18 protein-coding genes are annotated in these 16,267 nt (G+C 75.1%); 13 read left to right on the top strand and 5 right to left on the bottom strand.

Features of this window, described 5'->3' with window-relative positions; genetic code table 11:
• Positions 1–95: 95 nt before the first annotated feature.
• The 3 genes from ACSNOG_RS19655 to ACSNOG_RS19645 are packed head-to-tail and all read left to right on the top strand — an operon-like array spanning position 96 to position 2,730.
• Positions 96–1,046, top strand: coding sequence for an ABC transporter substrate-binding protein (locus ACSNOG_RS19655; protein ID WP_436753969.1), 951 nt, complete (start codon positions 96–98; stop codon positions 1,044–1,046).
• A gap of 44 nt (positions 1,047–1,090) precedes the next feature.
• Entirely contained in the window at positions 1,091–1,960 is an 870-nt protein-coding gene (locus tag ACSNOG_RS19650) for an amino acid ABC transporter permease (RefSeq protein WP_436753970.1), read from the top strand.
• Positions 1,957–2,730: an amino acid ABC transporter ATP-binding protein gene (locus tag ACSNOG_RS19645; protein WP_436753968.1), complete on the top strand. Its 774-nt coding sequence runs from the start codon at positions 1,957–1,959 to the stop codon at positions 2,728–2,730. Before ACSNOG_RS19650 ends, ACSNOG_RS19645 begins: the two co-directional genes overlap by 4 nt.
• Here the strand turns inward: ACSNOG_RS19645 and ACSNOG_RS19640 are convergent, their stop codons facing one another.
• Positions 2,731–3,273 carry a GNAT family N-acetyltransferase gene (locus ACSNOG_RS19640; protein WP_436753967.1) on the bottom strand — a complete coding sequence of 181 codons (543 nt, stop codon included), beginning with the start codon at positions 3,271–3,273 and terminating at the stop codon, positions 2,731–2,733.
• 225 nt (positions 3,274–3,498) lie between these two features.
• Between ACSNOG_RS19640 and ACSNOG_RS19635 the strand changes: the two genes are divergently transcribed.
• The 3 genes from ACSNOG_RS19635 to ACSNOG_RS19625 all read left to right on the top strand — a co-directional run bounded on the left by ACSNOG_RS19635 (position 3,499) and on the right by ACSNOG_RS19625 (position 5,960).
• Positions 3,499–4,086, top strand: a complete 588-nt coding sequence (locus ACSNOG_RS19635) for a DUF5134 domain-containing protein (RefSeq protein ID WP_436753966.1) — start codon at positions 3,499–3,501, stop codon at positions 4,084–4,086.
• 76 nt (positions 4,087–4,162) lie between these two features.
• The gene (locus ACSNOG_RS19630) at positions 4,163–5,113 is read left to right on the top strand and encodes a M56 family metallopeptidase (protein ID WP_436753965.1); all 951 of its coding nucleotides are present in this window, start codon (positions 4,163–4,165) and stop codon (positions 5,111–5,113) included.
• 145 nt (positions 5,114–5,258) lie between these two features.
• Positions 5,259–5,960: a phosphatase PAP2 family protein gene (locus ACSNOG_RS19625; RefSeq protein ID WP_436753964.1), complete on the top strand. Its 702-nt coding sequence runs from the start codon at positions 5,259–5,261 to the stop codon at positions 5,958–5,960.
• A gap of 44 nt (positions 5,961–6,004) precedes the next feature.
• On the opposite strand, the gene ACSNOG_RS19620 is transcribed toward ACSNOG_RS19625, so the two are convergent.
• Positions 6,005–6,772: a hypothetical protein gene (locus ACSNOG_RS19620; protein ID WP_436753963.1), complete on the bottom strand. Its 768-nt coding sequence runs from the start codon at positions 6,770–6,772 to the stop codon at positions 6,005–6,007.
• A gap of 146 nt (positions 6,773–6,918) precedes the next feature.
• Here ACSNOG_RS19620 and ACSNOG_RS19615 point away from each other — a divergent pair, with 146 nt between their 5' ends.
• The 3 genes from ACSNOG_RS19615 (at position 6,919) to ACSNOG_RS19605 (ending at position 9,861) form a co-directional block, all read left to right on the top strand.
• Positions 6,919–7,614, top strand: a complete 696-nt coding sequence (locus tag ACSNOG_RS19615; RefSeq protein WP_436753962.1) for an HAD family hydrolase — start codon at positions 6,919–6,921, stop codon at positions 7,612–7,614.
• A gap of 148 nt (positions 7,615–7,762) precedes the next feature.
• Positions 7,763–8,380 carry a TetR/AcrR family transcriptional regulator gene (locus ACSNOG_RS19610; RefSeq protein WP_436753961.1) on the top strand — a complete coding sequence of 206 codons (618 nt, stop codon included), beginning with the start codon at positions 7,763–7,765 and terminating at the stop codon, positions 8,378–8,380.
• Positions 8,381–8,499: 119 nt separating this feature from the next.
• On the top strand, positions 8,500–9,861 hold the full coding sequence (locus tag ACSNOG_RS19605; RefSeq protein WP_436753960.1) for an FAD-dependent oxidoreductase: 1,362 nt from the start codon (positions 8,500–8,502) through the stop codon (positions 9,859–9,861).
• A 25-nt stretch (positions 9,862–9,886) separates the two neighbouring features.
• Here the strand turns inward: ACSNOG_RS19605 and ACSNOG_RS19600 are convergent, their stop codons facing one another.
• Positions 9,887–10,252 (bottom strand): ArsR/SmtB family transcription factor, encoded by a 366-nt coding sequence (locus ACSNOG_RS19600; RefSeq protein WP_436753959.1) that lies wholly within the window; start codon positions 10,250–10,252, stop codon positions 9,887–9,889.
• Positions 10,253–10,424: 172 nt separating this feature from the next.
• Here ACSNOG_RS19600 and ACSNOG_RS19595 point away from each other — a divergent pair, with 172 nt between their 5' ends.
• The 4 genes from ACSNOG_RS19595 (at position 10,425) to ACSNOG_RS19580 (ending at position 14,561) form a co-directional block, all read left to right on the top strand.
• Positions 10,425–11,519 carry an NADH:flavin oxidoreductase/NADH oxidase gene (locus ACSNOG_RS19595; RefSeq protein WP_436753958.1) on the top strand — a complete coding sequence of 365 codons (1,095 nt, stop codon included), beginning with the start codon at positions 10,425–10,427 and terminating at the stop codon, positions 11,517–11,519.
• Positions 11,520–11,754: 235 nt separating this feature from the next.
• Positions 11,755–12,432, top strand: coding sequence for a uracil-DNA glycosylase (locus tag ACSNOG_RS19590; RefSeq protein WP_436753957.1), 678 nt, complete (start codon positions 11,755–11,757; stop codon positions 12,430–12,432).
• A gap of 34 nt (positions 12,433–12,466) precedes the next feature.
• Positions 12,467–13,513, top strand: coding sequence for an N-acetylglucosamine kinase (locus tag ACSNOG_RS19585; protein ID WP_436753956.1), 1,047 nt, complete (start codon positions 12,467–12,469; stop codon positions 13,511–13,513).
• 106 nt (positions 13,514–13,619) lie between these two features.
• Positions 13,620–14,561, top strand: a complete 942-nt coding sequence (locus ACSNOG_RS19580) for a hypothetical protein (RefSeq protein WP_436753955.1) — start codon at positions 13,620–13,622, stop codon at positions 14,559–14,561.
• A gap of 197 nt (positions 14,562–14,758) precedes the next feature.
• On the opposite strand, the gene ACSNOG_RS19575 is transcribed toward ACSNOG_RS19580, so the two are convergent.
• Together ACSNOG_RS19575 and ACSNOG_RS19570 are read right to left on the bottom strand one after the other, a co-directional pair.
• Positions 14,759–15,859: a lactonase family protein gene (locus ACSNOG_RS19575; protein WP_436753954.1), complete on the bottom strand. Its 1,101-nt coding sequence runs from the start codon at positions 15,857–15,859 to the stop codon at positions 14,759–14,761.
• 68 nt (positions 15,860–15,927) lie between these two features.
• Positions 15,928–16,236 carry a DUF2180 family protein gene (locus tag ACSNOG_RS19570; protein WP_436753953.1) on the bottom strand — a complete coding sequence of 103 codons (309 nt, stop codon included), beginning with the start codon at positions 16,234–16,236 and terminating at the stop codon, positions 15,928–15,930.
• Positions 16,237–16,267 lie beyond the last annotated feature (31 nt).

Below are 16,267 nucleotides of genomic sequence, written 5' to 3'. Positions count from 1 at the left end.
CCGGTGAATTCATGAAATCGCAACAGTCTTCCGCTATGCGGACGGTCGGCGGCCCACCCTGGACACGGCGATGATCACGCTGCCAGTCTCCCGCCATGCCCGTCGTCAAACGGCCTCCGCGCCGCACCGCCACCCCGGCCGCGCCCGCCGCCCACCGCCGCACGGCCCGTCTCGCCGCCTGCTTCGCCGTCCTGGTCTCGGCCGCCGTCGGCTGTGCTCCCCAGGACGACTCCGGGCCGGACGCCGCCTCCGGATCCGGCGCCGCGAAGTCCTCCACCGCACCGTCTGCAGCCACCTGCGCGAAGGGGAAACTGGCCACGCACACCCCCGGCAAGCTGACCGTCGGCACCGACAAGCCCGCCTACGCCCCCTGGTTCCGTGACGACGACCCCTCGAACGGCAAGGGCTTCGAATCGGCCGTCGCCTACGCCCTGGCCGAGCGGCTCGGGTACGGCCGGGCCGACGTGGTCTGGCAGACCGTGCCGTTCAACACGGCCGTGGCTCCCGGCGCCAAGAAGTTCGACCTCGACGTCAACCAGATCTCCGTCAGCGACGAGCGCAAGCGGGCCGTCGACTTCTCCTCCGGCTACTACGACGTCCGCCAGGCGGTCATCGCCCTCAAGGACTCCCCCGCCGCCAAGGCCGGGAGCACCGCCGACCTCAAGCACGTCAAGCTCGGCGCCCAGGTCGGCACCACCAGCCTCGACGTCGTGAACGACGTCATCAAGCCCGACCGTCCGGCGGCCGTCTTCCAGAAGAACGACTACGCCAAGACCGCGCTCAAGAACGGCCAGGTGGAGGCGATCGTCGTCGACCTGCCGACCGCCTTCTACATCACCTCCGCCGAAGTCCAGGACGCCCGCATCGTCGGCCAGTTCGCCAGCGCGGGGGACAAGCCCGAGCAGTTCGGCTTCGTCCTCGACAAGGGCAGCCGCCTCACCCCGTGCGTCTCCGGCGCCGTGGACTCCCTCCGCAAGGACGGCACGCTCGCGCGGCTGGAGAAGGAGTGGCTCTCCGAGGCCGCCGACGCCCCGGTGCTGAAGTGAGCTCCGGGGAGGCGGCCGCGGCTCCCGAGGGCACCGCGCCGTCCCTGACGAAGGAAGCCGCAGAGGACTCCTACACCCCCTCGGAGCGCCGCCTGGAGCGGGAGCGCTTCAAACGCGCCCGGGCGCGCCGCGCCACGGCCGTCGCCGCGGGCAGCACGCTGGTCACGGGCGCCGTGCTGTTCCTCGCCGTCGTCAACTCGCCCGGCTGGCAGCGCACCCGTGAAACGTTTCTGAACGGGCACTACGCGCGCGAGGCGCTGCCCCAGGTCCTCGAAGGGCTGTGGCTGAACCTCCGCCTGCTGGCAGTCTGCGGGGCGGCCGTGCTCGTCCTGGGCCTGCTGATAGCGGTCGCCCGCACGCTGCGCGGCCCGGTCTTCTTCCCCCTGCGCGCGCTCGCCACCGCCTACACCGACTTCTTCCGCGGGCTGCCGCTCGTGATCTGCCTGCTGATGGTCGTCTTCGGCGTGCCGGCCCTGCGGCTGCAGGGCGTGACGACCGATCCGGTGCTGCTGGGCGGGACGGCGCTGGTCCTGACGTACTCGGCCTACGTCGCCGAGGTCTTCCGCGCGGGCATCGAGTCCGTGCACCCCAGCCAGCGCGCCGCCGCCCGCTCGCTGGGCCTGACCGCCCGGCAGACCCTGCGCCACGTCATCCTGCCGCAGGCCGTGCGCCGGGTCGTGCCGCCGCTCCTGAACGACCTGGTGTCCTTGCAAAAGGACACCGGCCTGGTCTCGATCGCCGGAGCGGTGGACGCCGTGTACGCGGCGCAGATCCTCTCCAGCAAGAGCTTCAACTACACGCCCTACGTCGTCGCCGGGCTGATCTTCGTCGCCCTCACCATCCCCATGACCCGGTTCACCGACTGGATCACGGCACGGACGGACCGCCGGCGCGCCCAGGGAGGGATCGTATGAGCATCGTGACGGACACCGCCCCGCAGCCCGTGGTCCTGCGGATGGAAGCCGTGCGCAAGACCTTCGGCGGCACGGTCGTGCTGCGCGACGTGGACCTGGAGGTCCCCCAGCACACGGTGACCGCACTCATCGGCGCCTCCGGGTCGGGCAAGTCGACGCTGCTGCGCTGCGCCAACCTGCTGGAGGAGATCGACGACGGGGCTATCCTCCTCGACGGCGAGGACATCACCGACCCGCGCGTGGACCCCGACGCCGTCCGCCGCCGCATCGGCGTCGTCTTCCAGGCCTACAACCTCTTCCCGCACATGACCGTGCTGGACAACATCACGCTGGCGCCGAGGCGGGTGCACGGCGTCGCCCGCGCGGAGGCCGAGGAGCGGGCGCGGGAGCTGCTGGAGCGCCTGGGCCTCGGCGGCAAGGCGGGCGAGTACCCGGACCGGCTCAGCGGCGGCCAGCAGCAGCGGGTGGCGATCGTACGAGCGCTCGCCGGCCGGCCGCGGCTGCTGCTCCTGGACGAGATCACCGCGGCGCTCGACCCCGAGCTCGTGGGGGAGGTGCTGGGCGTCGTGCGCGACCTCAAGGAGGACGGCATGACGATGGTCCTGGCCACCCACGAGATGGGCTTCGCGCGGGACGTCGCCGACCAGGTGTGCTTCCTCGACGGCGGGGTCGTGCTGGAGCGCGGCACCCCCGCCGAGGTCTTCGGCGCACCGCGCCGGGAGCGCACCCGGAAGTTCCTGCGGCGGATCGTCGAGGCGGGCCGGCTGTGATCAGCCCAGCTGCTTGATCAGCAGCTCGAACTCCAGGTCGTCGCGCTGCGGGACGCCGAAGCGCTCGTCACCGTACGGGAACGGGCTCATCCGCCCGGTGCGCCGGTAGCCGCGCCGCTCGTACCAGGCGATGAGCTCGTCCCGCTGCTTGATCACGGTCATGTGCATCTCGGTCGCGCCCCAGTCTGCGCGGACGAGCCGCTCGGCCTCGGCGATGACGGCCTTGCCGAGCCCGCCGCCCTGCATCCGCGGGCTGACGGCGAACATCCCGAAGTACGCGTGGGTGCCGCGGTGTTCGAGCTGGCAGCAGGCGACTATCCGGCCGCCCTGCTCGACCACGAGCAGACGGCTGTCCGGGTCCCTCACCACGGCCTCGACGCCGTCGGGGTCGGTGCGCTGGCCCTCCAGCAGGTCCGCCTCGGTGGTCCAGCCGGCGCGGCTCGCGTCACCGCGGTAGGCCGACTCGACGAGCGCGACGAGAACGGGCACGTCGTCGACGGTCGCGTCCCGGAAGGTCGTCTCCGTGCTGCTGGTGGTTTCCATCGTGTCCCTGAGGTCCTCTCCGTACGGTTCCGGCTCCACGTGCACACTAACCCGGGCCCCGGGGAACGCCGCCGGGACCCTGACGCGCCCCTGACGTGCCACCGCGCGTGCGCGGGCGCGTATTCGAAGCCCCAGCGCTCCTCTTGTGCGCCTGTGCGCTCCCATGTGCTCTCGTCCCCGGGGGAATCAACCGGAGGTGGATCTGCACGTCCGGGGAGGTGCGCCGTGCACGGACCGCCGCTGATCGGCTGGCTGCTCGTGGCGGTGAGCGCCGCCACGGGCGCGTACTGCCTGGTGCGCCTCCGCGCGGGTGCCGGGGCGGAGCGCCGGGCCGTCGGGAGCGATGCCCTGATGGGGCTCGGCATGGCGGCCATGGCCGTGCCGCCCGCCGTCATGGACACGCGGCCCTGGGGTGCGCTGCTGTTCGCCGCCGTCTTCGGTGCGGCCGGCGCCCACGCCCTGCTGGGCGTGGCGCGCGGCCGCGCGGACACCCACCATCTCCACCACGCCGTGGGCGCGTTCGCCATGGTCTACATGGCGCTGGCGATGGCGGGCACGCCGATGGGCGGCCGGGCGGAACACACGGGCGCGGCGGCGGCCACGCACGCGACCGCCCATGTCCCGGCCGGCACGCCCCTGCTGACGGGGCTGCTGCTGGTGTACTTCGCCGTGTACGTCGTGCGCACGGTGGCCGTCCTCGTCCCCGTCACCGTGGCCGCCGGGCAGGTCTCCTGGCCGGGCCGGCCGGACCTCACCCACGCCTGCAGGCTGTCCATGGGCATCGGCATGCTGGCGATGCTGCTGACCCTGTGAGCCGCACCCCGTGGCATGCGTCACTTCCCCCACCGGACCTACCCGCGGGTGCGGCGGCGCTCATAGGCTGACGGCCATGATGGTCCCGCTCGCGCTGCTGGTCCTCGGCGCCCTGGTCGCGGCGCTGGCGCCGCGCGTGCTGACCCGCTCCGACTGGCCCGACCGCGAACCGGTCGTGGCCCTGTGGGTGTGGCAGTGCGCGGTGGCCACCGTGCTGCTGTGCTGTCTGCTCGCCATGGCGCTGAGCGCCGCAGCGGCCTGGGAGGCCGTGCGCGGGCACGTCTTCGGGATCGCTCCGCACGGCGTGGTCGAGGCCTACGCCCTCACCGCCTACGGCGCGTGGGCCGCGCCGCTGGCCGTGGCGCTGGCGAGCGGCGCCGTGTGGACCGCCGCGATGCTGACCCGCGAGATCAGCTGGTCGCGCGCCCGCCGCCGGCAGCGGCGCGCGGAGCTGCTCGTCCGCTCCCCCCGGCTGCCCGGCGAGGAGCCCGGCGGGGACCGGCTCGTGGTGCTGGAGGGCGACCGCCCGGACGCGTGGTGGCTGCCCGGCGGTGCCGCCCCGCAGCTGGTGATCACGACCGGTGCGCTCCGCCGCCTCAAGGGCTCCCGGCTCGATGCGGTGCTGGCCCACGAGCAGGGACACGCCCGCGCCCGGCACCACTGGCTGCTGCACGTCTCCTCGGCCTTGGCCAACGGCTTCCCGCAGGTCCCGGTGTTCGCCGCCTTCCGCGACCAGGTGCACCACCTGGTGGAGCTGGCGGCGGACGACTCGGCGTCGCGGCGCTTCGGCCGGCTGACCACGGCCCTCGCCCTGGTGGAGCTGAACGAGGACCGCGGGGTGTTCGGCCCGTGCCCGACGCAGCTCTCGCAGGTGCCGACGCGGGTGCAGCGCCTGCTGGCCCCCGCCCCGAGGCTGACGGCGGCGCGGCGGCTGCGGCTGACGGCGGTTGCGGCGCTGGTGCCCGCGGTACCGCTGCTGGTGACGTTCGTGCCGGGCCTCAGCGTCCTGACCCGGTCGGGGTCGTAGCACCGGAGCGGGCCGTGACGCAGGAGCGGGCCGTGACGCAGGAGCGGATCGTCACGCCGGAACGGCCGCGCTCCGGGCCGGGCCCGGTCCGGAGCGGATCGCAGGCGTGGTGGCCCCCGCGGCCCCCGTGCGCGAGGATCTGCTGATGCACGCCCCTTCCCGCCCTTCGCCCGCACTCCCCCGCGCCCCCTTCCTCACCCGCCCGGCGCCGGTCCGGACGGGGCTGGCCCTCGCGGCCGTCTTCGGCGTCCTGCTCGCCCTGGTCGCGGGCGCGTGGGAACCGCTCGTCTCGCTGGACCGGCACGTCGCGGACGGGCTGCACCCGGTGGCCGTGGAGCACCGCGGCTGGACGCGGTGCGTCCGGGTGCTCTCCGACTGGCTGTGGGACCCGTGGACCATGCGCGCCGCCCTGGCCCTGGCGGTCCTGTGGCTCCTGCGGCGGCGCGACCTGCTGTCGGCCGCCTGGATCGCCGGGACGTCGGCCCTGGGCACGGCCCTGCAGCAGGGCATCAAGGCGGCGGTGGGCAGGGCCCGCCCCAGCTGGCCGGACCCGGTGGCGACCGCCCACTACGCGGCCTTCCCCTCGGGCCACGCCCTGTCGGCGACGGTGGCGTGCGGGCTGCTCGTGTGGCTGCTGTGGCGGTACGGCGCACGGGCACGGGGCTTGGGCGCGGCTGCCGCGGCGGCCGCGGTGTCGGTGCTCGGCGTGGGCCTGACCCGTCTGTACCTGGGCGTCCACTGGGCGTCGGACGTCCTGGGCGGCTGGCTGCTGGGCGCAGCGCTCGTGGCCGCTTCGGTGGGGCTGTTCGGCACGGTGACGAGGCGACGGGCCGGCGGCGGATCGTGAGCCGGCCGCCCGCCTCGCCGCCCGCCCGGTGACGGGCCCGACGGCTACGGCTGCTCGGGGGCGAACCCGGGTGGCACCGCCTGCGGCCCCGCCGCCGCGCCTATCGCACCGGTCAGCTTGTCGATCGTCACGTAGCGGGCGGAGTGCTCGACCCCTTCGGGGACGTGGTGTTCGAGGGCGGTGCGATCTTCGGACATGCGCCCGTAGGTGCTCACCCGGATGCGTACCCCGTACCAGTGCGGGGCGCTCCGGCTGTGCTGCGCATGGCGCGCACAGCTGAGCAGCATCCTCTTGACGGGCTCTTCGAAGGCCCGGTTGAACCGGCTGTTCGTCGTGTTCGTCATGGGCGTCATGTTGCGGGAGATGCCGGGGCCTCCCAGGTTGTCGTTCCACAGGTGGCCCTTCACCCAGCCCCCGCCGTCCCGCCGGTTGAGCTCCTCCACGATGCTGCACTCGCCTGCTTGCGGCGGCCCCCCTAGATAGGTGTTCCCGGGAGCCATGATGCTGGGACCGACGACGACCTCGACCGACGTCCCGCCCGTGCGCCCGTCGTACGCGCCGTAGTCCGGGCCGGCCCACACGTGCCGTCGGCCGCCCCACGCCGGATACGGCAGGTTCCCGGTCCGGCCACGCGTCGCAGCGCGCTGGACCGGTTCCGCCCCCCGCTGCCGCATCCGGGCCACCGCGGCGTTGCCGGCGGTGCGGTGCAGCCCCAGCACGGCGGCGGCCCGCGTCGCGGCGGGCCCGGGCCGCCCCACCGCCGGGCCGGGGCCCTCGGCGCCGGAACCCTCTTTCGGATGTGGACCTTTCACGCGCACCGGACGGACCCTCCTCGGACACTGGGGACGGCTGTCTCTCCCACTCATACGCGAAAGGGCGGACACATGACGGGACTTCATCGGGCACACCGGCGAGAAGTCGCCACGACACGGCGGGCGACGGCTTCCGGGGAGGGATCATGACGGTCAAGGGGGTGCTCTTCGACTTCTCCGGCACGCTCTTCCGGATCGAGTCCGCCGCGTCGTGGCTGGCCGCGGCCCTGGAGCGCACCGGGGTGCGCATGAGCGGGGCGGAGGCGGCCCGGGTCGCGGCGCGGCTGGAGGAGGCGGGCGCCCTGCCCGGGGGCGGGCACCCGGCGGCCGTGCCGGCGCACCTGGCAGCGCAGTGGGCCGAGCGCGACCGCAGCGCGGAGCAGCACCGCGCCGCGTACACGGGGCTGGCGCGCGAGGTGCCGCTGCCCCGGCCGGAGCTCTACGACGCGCTGTACGAGCGGCACATGGAGCCGGCGGCCTGGCGTCCGTACGCCGATGCGGCCGGGGTCCTCGGGGAGCTGCGGCGGCGCGGGATACGGACGGCCGTGGTGAGCAACATCGGCTGGGACCTGCGCCCGGTGTTCCGCGCGCACGGCTTGGACGCCCACGTGGACTCCTACGTGCTGTCCTTCGAGCACGGGGTGCAGAAGCCGGAGCCCCGGCTGTTCCTGGAGGCCTGTCAGGCGCTGGGGCTCCCGCCCGCAGAGGTGCTGATGGTGGGGGACGACCGCCGGGCCGACGGGGGTGCTGCCGCGCTCGGCTGCGCGGTGCACCTCGTGGACCACCTGCCGGTCGGGGAGCGGCCCGCCGCTCTGCGCCCGGTGCTCGGCCTGGTCGGCTGACAGGCCCGGTTGCCACGCTGGTCTGGGCGGTCCCCCGCGCCGCCCAGGCCAGCCGACACGCCGGAGCCGTGCCACGCCGGGGCGGGCAGAGCGCCGGATACCCCCCTGAGTATATTGGCCCGGAGCCAGTCAACGCAGGAGTTGTGGAATGTCCCCGCGCAGCGCGTCGGCCAACGAGGAGATGCGCCGCCGTTCCCGTGAGCGGCTGCTCCAGGCGACGGTCGAACTCGTCGGTGAACGCGGGTACGAGGCGACAACGCTCGCCGACATCGCCGACCGGGCCGGCACGGCGCGCGGCCTGGTCTCGTACTACTTCCCCGGCAAACGGCAGTTGCTGCAGTCGGCGGTGCACCGGGTGATGCACCTGGAGCTCGAGGCGGGCCTGGAGCGCGCCCCGTGCGCCCGGGACGGCCGCGAGCGCCTCGCACGGGCGATCGACGCGATCCTGGGGCTGGCGCGGGACCGCCCCCTGCTGATGCGCACCCACATGGCCGGGATCCTCCAGGCGGAAGGTTTCATCCAGTGCCCGGAGCAGCAGCGCCTCGCGCACCTGCTGCACGACACGGTCGCGGCCTACGGCTCCCCCGACCCCGACTCGGACTACCCGCTGCTGCGCGCCCTGCTGATGGGCGCCGTCGTGGCGGTCCTGCTGCCGGGCGCGCCCATGCCGTTCGAGAGGCTGCGGGCGGAGCTGTTCCAGCGCTACGGCCTCGACTGGGAGCTCGGCGTCCCGCCCGGCCCGGAGCCCCCGCCCGCGGGCGCCTGACCCGTACGGCCCACCCGAACCGGCCACGCCCACGCGCCGCCCTCCCGTACCGCGCCCGCCGGTGCGATCCTGGAGGGACCTGCGGGACGTCTGCGGAAGTCTGCGGAAAGGGGCCCACCGTGCTTCGCATCGCCGTGGTCGGGTCGGGGCCGAGCGGGGTCTACACCGCTCAGGCCCTGGTGCAGCAGCGGGAGGTCCCCGGCGTGCGGGTGGACGTCCTGGACCGGCTGCCCTGCCCGTACGGGCTGGTGCGCTACGGCGTCGCCCCGGACCACGAGAAGATCAAGTCCCTGCAGGGCAACCTGCGGGCCGCCATGGAGCACCCCGCCATCACGTTCTTCGGCAACATCCCGGTGGGGGACGGGCCGTGCGGCCTCGCGCCGCGGCGGCTGCTGGAGATCTACCACGCGGTCGTCTACTGCGTCGGGGCCGCGGCCGACCGGCGGCTCGGCATTCCGGGCGAGGACCTGGCCGGCAGCTTCTCGGCCACCGAGTTCGTCTCCTGGTACAGCGCCCACCCCGACGCGGCGCCGGACGGGTTCGTCCTGGGGGCGCGCTCCGCGGTCGTCATCGGTGTGGGCAACGTGGCCGTCGACGTGGCCCGCGTGCTGGCGCGCGGGGCGGGCGAGCTGGACGCGACGGACGTGCCGCACGCCGCACTGTCCGCCCTCGCGGCCAGCCGGGTGACGGACATTCACATGATCGGCCGGCGCGGCCCGTCGCAGGCGAAGTTCACCACGAAGGAGCTCCGCGAGCTGGGCGCGCTGCCCGGCGCCGAGACGCTCGTCCGGGCCGAGGAGGCGGCGCTCGACCCCGCGTGGGACGATCCCGCCGGACTGCCCGCGGTGGGGCGCCGCAATGTGGAGGTCCTGCGCGGCTGGGCCGGACGTCCGCCCGGCAGCCGTCCGCGCCGCATCCACCTGCGGTTCTTCCTCCGCCCCGCCGCGCTGCTCGGCGGCGACGACGGGGCGGTGCGCGCCGTGCGCTTCGAGCGGACGGCGCCGGACGGGCGCGGCGGCGTCGTCGGCACGGGCGACTTCGAGGACGTCGAGGCCCAGCTGGTGCTGCGCTCGGTGGGCTACCGCGGGGTGCCGATCGCGGGGCTGCCGTTCGACGCGGAGCAGGGGATCGTGCCGCACGAGGCGGGCCGCGTGCTGCGCGAGGGCGTCCCGTCGCCGGGCGAGTACGTGGCGGGCTGGATCAAGCGCGGCCCCACGGGCGTCATCGGGACGAACCGCTCGTGCGCGAAGGAGACGGTGGCGTCCCTGCTGGCCGATGCCGGGGCGCTCGCGGCGCGCCGGCCCGCGCCGGTGGAGGACGCGCACGCCGTCCTGCGGGCGGCGGGGCGGGAGCCGGTGGAGTGGCCGGGCTGGCTGGGGATCGAGGCCGCGGAGGCCGCTCTCGGCGCGCGGCTGGGCCGCGGTCCGGTGAAGATCGCGGACTGGGAGGGGCTCCTGTCCGCGGCCCGCGCCGGCGGCTGATCGCCGCTCGCGCCCGTCCGCCGCCTCAGGAGGGCACGCCGAGACGGGACGCCTGGAGTCCCGCTGCCGTGAGGACGGTGCCGAGCAGCCCCGGGAAGAGCTCTTCCATGTCGTCGCGGCGCAGCGCGTTCATCTTCGCGGTGCCCCGGTAGACCTGCCGGACCACGCCGGCCTCGCGCAGCACCCGGAAGTGGTGCGTCGTCGTCGACTTGCTCACGGGCAGGTCGAAGACCGAACAGTTCAACTCGCCCTCGACCGCGGCCAGGTCGCGCACGATCTGCAGGCGCATGGGGTCGGAGAGCGCGTGCAGCACGCCTTCCAGACGGATCTCCGCCCGGCCGGGGTGCTCCAGGGAGCGGCCGCTCGACGACGGCCGGTTGGATGCTGGCACGGCTGCTCCTCACAGGTGCGTCGGGCTTCTTCACTGCTCCGCGACGCCTCCATTGTACGAGAGGCATCGTAGTTTGACATCCCTCGTACTACGATGAGTATCGTACGACCGTTGCCCGCCGCGGACCCGCCGCAGCGGGAAGACGTCGCCGTGACGCGCCTAGGAGCCTGCCGTGACCTCGTTGTTCACCCCGTACACCCTGCGTTCGCTCACCATCCCCAACCGGGTCTGGATGGCCCCGATGTGCCAGTACAGCGCCGAGGTCTTCGGGCCGGGCGCGGGCGTCGCGCACGACTGGCACTTCGCGCACTACGCCGCCCGCGCGACCGGCGGAGCGGGCCTGATCCTCGTGGAGGCGACCGCGGTCAGCCCGCAGGGGCGGATCAGCCCGGCCGACCTGGGCCTGTGGAACGACACCCAGGTCGCGGCGCTCCGCCGCATCACCTCCTTCCTCTCCGAGCGCGGCACCGTGCCCGGCATCCAGCTCGCCCACGCCGGCCGCAAGGCCGCCACCGACCGGCCGTGGCGGGGCGACGGACCGGTCGGGCCGGAGGAGGCCTGGCAGGTCGCAGGCCCGAGCGCCGTGCCGTACGCGGAGGGCTACCCCGTCCCCGACGAGCTGACGGTGGAGCAGATACAGCAGATCGTGGGGCAGTTCGCGGATGCCGCGCGGCGCGCCCTGGCCGCCGGCTTCCGGGTCGTCGAGGTGCACGGCGCCCACGGCTACCTCATCCACGAGTTCCTCTCCCCGCTCGCCAACCGCCGCACCGACCGCTACGGCGGGTCGTTCGAGAACCGGGCGCGGTTCGCGCTGGAGGTCGTGGACGCGGTGCGCGGCGTGTGGCCGCAGGAGCTGCCGGTGTTCTTCCGGACCTCGGCGACGGACTGGACGACGGAGAACCCCGAGGACGGGCGGGACGGCTGGACCGCGGGCGACACCGTGCGCCTCGCGCGGGAGCTGCGGGGGCGCGGCGTGGACCTGATGGACGTCTCCACGGGCGGCATCACCTCCGGCATCCGCATCCCCACCGGTCCGGGCTACCAGGTGCCGTTCGCCCGGCGGGTGCGCCAGGAGGCCGGCATGCCGACCGCCGCCGTCGGCCTCGTCACCGACCCCCGGCAGGCCGAGAAGATCCTCGCCGACGGCGACGCCGACGCCGTCCTGCTCGGCCGGGAGCTCCTGCGCGACCCGCACTGGCCCCACCGGGCGGCGGTCGAAATGGGCGCGGCGAAGCGCCTCCCCGACCAGTACGCCTGGGCCGTCTGAGCCCGGAGGGTCACGTGGGCGCGGGCTCCCGCCCGCGGCACACGTACGGCTGAATCCCCGGGGCGCGGATACGTACGGGTACGCCCCGGTCCGCGCCCCGGCTCACCCCTTGCTTCGTGCGACCGCCCGGGCGGTCCGGTCGCGGGGCCCGGAATGCGCCCGCGCCCCCTCCTTCGCGTACGATCCTGGACTTGCGCAACTGCCAGCAGTTTGTTTACAGGGAGGGGCGGCAGCTGTGGCTGCACGACCTTTGCACGAGATCGTCGAACCGGGCTGGGCGAAGGCCCTGGAGCCGGTGGCGGGCCGGATCGCCTCGATGGGCGACTTCCTGCGCTCGGAGATCGCCGCGGGCCGCACGTACCTGCCGTCGGGCGCGAACGTACTGCGCGCCTTCCAGCAGCCGTTCGACGACGTCCGGGTGCTGATCGTCGGTCAGGACCCGTACCCGACACCGGGTCACGCCGTGGGGCTGAGCTTCTCGGTCGCGCCGGAGGTGCGGCCGCTGCCCGGCAGCCTGGAGAACATATACCGCGAGCTCCACACCGACCTGGGGCTCCCCCGCCCGTCCAACGGGGACCTCACCCCCTGGACCCGGCAGGGCGTGCTCCTGCTCAACAGGGCGCTGACCACCGCCCCGCGGAAGCCCGCCGCGCACCGCGGCAAGGGCTGGGAGGAGGTCACCGAGCAGGCGATCCGGGCGCTCGTCGAGCGCGGGCGCCCGCTGGTGGCGATCCTGTGGGGCCGCGACGCGCGCAACCTGCGGCCGCTGCTGGGGCAGGTGCCGTCCGTGGAGTCGGCGCACCCCTCGCCGATGTCGGCCGACCGCGGCTTCTTCGGTTCGCGGCCGTTCAGCCGGGCCAACGACCTGCTGGCACGGCAGGGCGCGGCCCCGGTGGACTGGCAGCTGCCGTGAGGCCCGCGGGGCGGCCACGGCACCGGCCGGCTAGGTGAGGCCGACAGGCGGTCACGTCCTCGGCGTCGACTCGGGCGGCTCGGGCATCCGTGTCGTCCTGCGCCGGGTCCCCGCCGACGGCCCGGCGCTGACCTGGTCGTCCGCGGTCCCGGTCACGGTCGGCGAGCAGGGCATCGACGCCCGCAGCCTGCTCGGCCAGGTGGTGCCGGCGGCCCGGGAGCTGCTGGCCCGGGCCGGGGCGGAGCGCTGCGAGGCCGCCTGCGTCGGTGCCGCCGGCATGGCCGCCCTCGGCGGCGAGCTGCACGCCCTCCTCCCCTCCGCGCTCCGGGAAGCCCTGGGCGTGCGCGCGCTCGCCCTGGCCACGGATGCGGTCACCGCCTACGCGGGCGCCCTCGGCCAGCGGCCGGGCGCCGTGGTCGCCGCGGGCACGGGGCTGGTCGCGCTGGGCACGGACCTGGCCCCCGGCGGCGGCTGGCGGCGCGCCGACGGCTGGGGCCACCTGCTCGGCGACTGCGGCAGCGGGGCGTGGATCGGCCGCGCCGGGCTGGAAGCGGCCATGCGCGCGTACGACGGGCGGGCCGGCGGTTCGCCCGCCCTGCTGGAGCGGCTGCAGGCGGTCTTCGGTCCGGCGCCGGAGCTGCCGGGCGCCCTCTACCCCCGCGCGGACCGGCCCGCGGTCCTCGCGTCCTTCGCCCCCGAGGTGGGCCGGTGCGCGCCGGCCGACCCGGTCGCCGCCGGGATCCTGCGCCGGGCGGCCCGGCACATCGCCGAGGCGGCCGCGGCGGTGTGCCCGCCCGCCCGGAGCGGCCGCGAGGCGCCTGCTGCGGAGCCTGCGCGGCGGACGGACGGGGCGGCCGAGTCCGGTGGGACGTACGAGGTGGCGCTGACCGGCGGCCTCCTCCGTATGGGCGCCCCCCTCCTCACACCCCTGACCGAAGAGTTGCACATGCAACTACCTCATGCGCGGCGGGTCACCGCTGCGGGCGAGCCGCTGGACGGGGCGTTGTGCGTGGCGGAGGCCCTGCTGACGGGCGGTCTGCTCCTACCGGCCGATCCTCCGATGCTCCGGATCGTTTGCTGAACGCTTCTGCGATGAGCGTATTTATGGGCGAATAAATCCGGACAGACGCCACGAGGGCGCCCCCACCCGAACGGCCGAGCACCTCGAACGACTAACATGCGGCGCCATGAGCTCCCCCACAGGGCCCGCGCCTGGCCTACCTGTACGAATGCCGCAACCGCGTCAGCCCGGACGACACCGGCGGCCGGAGCCGGCGGCCGCACCCGTCGGCGCGCCGCCGCTGGTTCTCGCCGTTCCGGGGCTCCCCGACACGGAGACGCGCTCCCTCGCCGAGGAGATCCTCAGCATCGCGCGCTCCGAGCTGCCGGGCCTCGACGCGCGCATCGGCTACGTGGACGCCGACGGGGCCGCCGAGGGCTACCCCTCGCTGGACTCCGTCCTCGCCTACGCCGCTGCCCAGCGCGCCGCTCGCGCGAGCGAAGCCCGCGAAGCCGGCACCGAGGACGGCACCGCCGGCCTCTGGGACCAGTGGCCCCCGGCCATCGTCGTCCCGCTCCTGGCCGGTCCGGACAACGCCCTCCTGCGCCGGATCCGCCAGTCCGTGATGAACAGCGGCTGCGCCGCGGAGCTGACCGCCGCGCTCGGCCCGCACCCGCTGCTCGCCGAGGCCCTGCACGTGCGCCTGTCGGAGGCCGGGCTGGCCCGCGCCGACCGCGCACGACTGTTCACAGTTGCAACGGCTGCGGACGGGATCATCCTGGCCACGGTCGGCGGCGAGGAGGCCGTCCAGGCCGCCGGGATCAGCGGCATGCTGCTCTCCGCCCGCCTCGCCGTGCCGGTCCTCGCGGCCGCACTGGACATCGAGGGCGACATCGCCCGCGCCGCCGACCAGCTGCGCGGCTCCGGCTCCCGGAACCTGGCGCTCGCCCCCGGCCTGATCGGCCCGGAGATCGCCGAGGGCCTCGCGGACGCCGCCGCCAAGGAGGCGGACTGCGCCGCCGCCGCGCCGCTCGGCGCCTACCCGGCGATCGGCAAGCTCGTCCTGGCCAAGTACGCGGAGGTGCTGGGCATATCCGTGCAGCCGCCCCAGGGCGTGCCGGCGCGCTGACGCCCACGACCGGCGGGGCCAGGCGATCAGACCGTGCCGTGACCGTCTGACCGTTCGGCCCGCCCGTTCCACCACTGCTTTCCGGAAGAGGGGTTCCCGCGCTGCGGGGCCCCTCTTCGGCCGTCCCGGGCCCGTCCGGCTCTCGCCACCGGCCCGTGAGCGGGCCCGCCGCGAGCCCGCGACGGGCCTGTCGCCGCTCAGGCGAAGACCACGCAGGACGCCGCCGGCACGGGCACGGAGCCCGCGCACCGCGGAGTCCCGGTCTCCGCGTCCACGGCGAACCAGGCGACGTCTCCGGAGCGCTCGTTGGCGGCGTACAGGTGACCGCCCGACGGGTGCAGCGTCAGGTCCCGCGGCCAGACGCCCCCGCAGCCGACCACCTCGGGGACGCCGCCGGGGTCCCCGGAGGCGTCGAGGGCCAGGACCGAGATGCTGTCGTGGCCGCGGTTGGCCGTCCACAGGAACCGCCCGTCGGCGGAGACCACCGGTGCCGAGGGGTAGGTCCGCACGCCCTCGCCCGGAGGCAGGACCCGCGTCTCGCCGAGCGGTTCGAGCGTCCCTCGCGCGGCGTCCCAGCGGCAGACCGTGACGCTCGGGACCAGCTCGTTCAGCACGTAGACGCGGTCGTTCACCGGCGAGAAGACGAGGTGCCGGGGCCCGGTGCCGGGCCGCAGCGGCGTCTCCCCCTGCAGGCGCGGCAGACCGGTCACGGGGTCGAGGGCGTACGTCCACACCGAGTCCGTACCGAGGTCGACGGCCAGGAGCCTGCCGCCCGAGGGGTCGGGGACGACGGCGTGGGCGTGCGGGCCCTTCTGCCTCTCCGCGTCGGGACCACCGCCCCGGTGGGCCATGACCGCGGCCGGGGCCCCCGGCCCCCCGCCCGTGCGGACGGGGAGGGCGCTGACGCTGCCCGAGCCGTAGTTGGCGGTGAACAGGTGCGTGCCGGTGACGGCCAGGTGCGTGGGGCCGTCACCGCGGACGGGCACCGGCGGGCCGAGCAGCTCGGGGCGTACGGGATCGGCGAGGGAGAACGCCGCGGCGGCGCCCTCGTCGGTCTCGCTGACCGCGTAGAGCACGTCGGCCCCCGGCGAGAGGGCGAGGTAGGAGGGGTTGGCCACGGCGTCCGTGGAGCCCAGGAGCGTCAGTGCGCCCGTGGCGGGGTCGGTCCGCGCGACCGTGATCCCCCGGCCGCCGGCCTCCGTGAACGAGCCGATGTACGCGAGGAGCCCTCGCCCGCCGGGCCGTCCGCTCCCCCCGCTCCGCCCGGCCTGTCCGAGCCTTCCGCCGCCGTCCGCCATGCCGCCGCCCTCCCCGCCCCCGAAGTCTGTGATCCCGACGCTACACGGAGGTACCGCCCCGCCCGAGGTCAGGCCTCTGCGGGACACTCCGCGGCGCCGCGTGCGCCCGAGGCGTCCGGCCCCGGCACGGCCGGCACGGGCGCGTCGCTCCGGGCTGCCGCAGGGGCGGGCACGCCCGTCCGGGCGGCGTGGCAGGTGACGCACAGCAACTGCCGGGCCGGGGTGGGGCCGTGGGAGACGCCCAGGCCGTTCGGGCGGTGCAGCACCGGGCGGGTCAGGCGCAGGTGGTCGGGGCAGAGGCCGGAGTTGCAGCCGTGGCAGACGGCGACCGCGGGGGTTCCGGTGCCCTCGGAGGCGTAGCAGTCGTAGCAGTTCATACGAGTTCTCCTTCAGGTTCGGACGGCTCCG

It is taken from the genome of Streptomyces sp. URMC 124, from assembly GCF_051386455.1.
Taxonomy (GTDB): domain Bacteria; phylum Actinomycetota; class Actinomycetes; order Streptomycetales; family Streptomycetaceae; genus Streptomyces.
The sequence above is the reverse complement of the archived record's forward strand: the minus strand, read 5'-3'. Positions and strand labels throughout refer to the sequence as shown.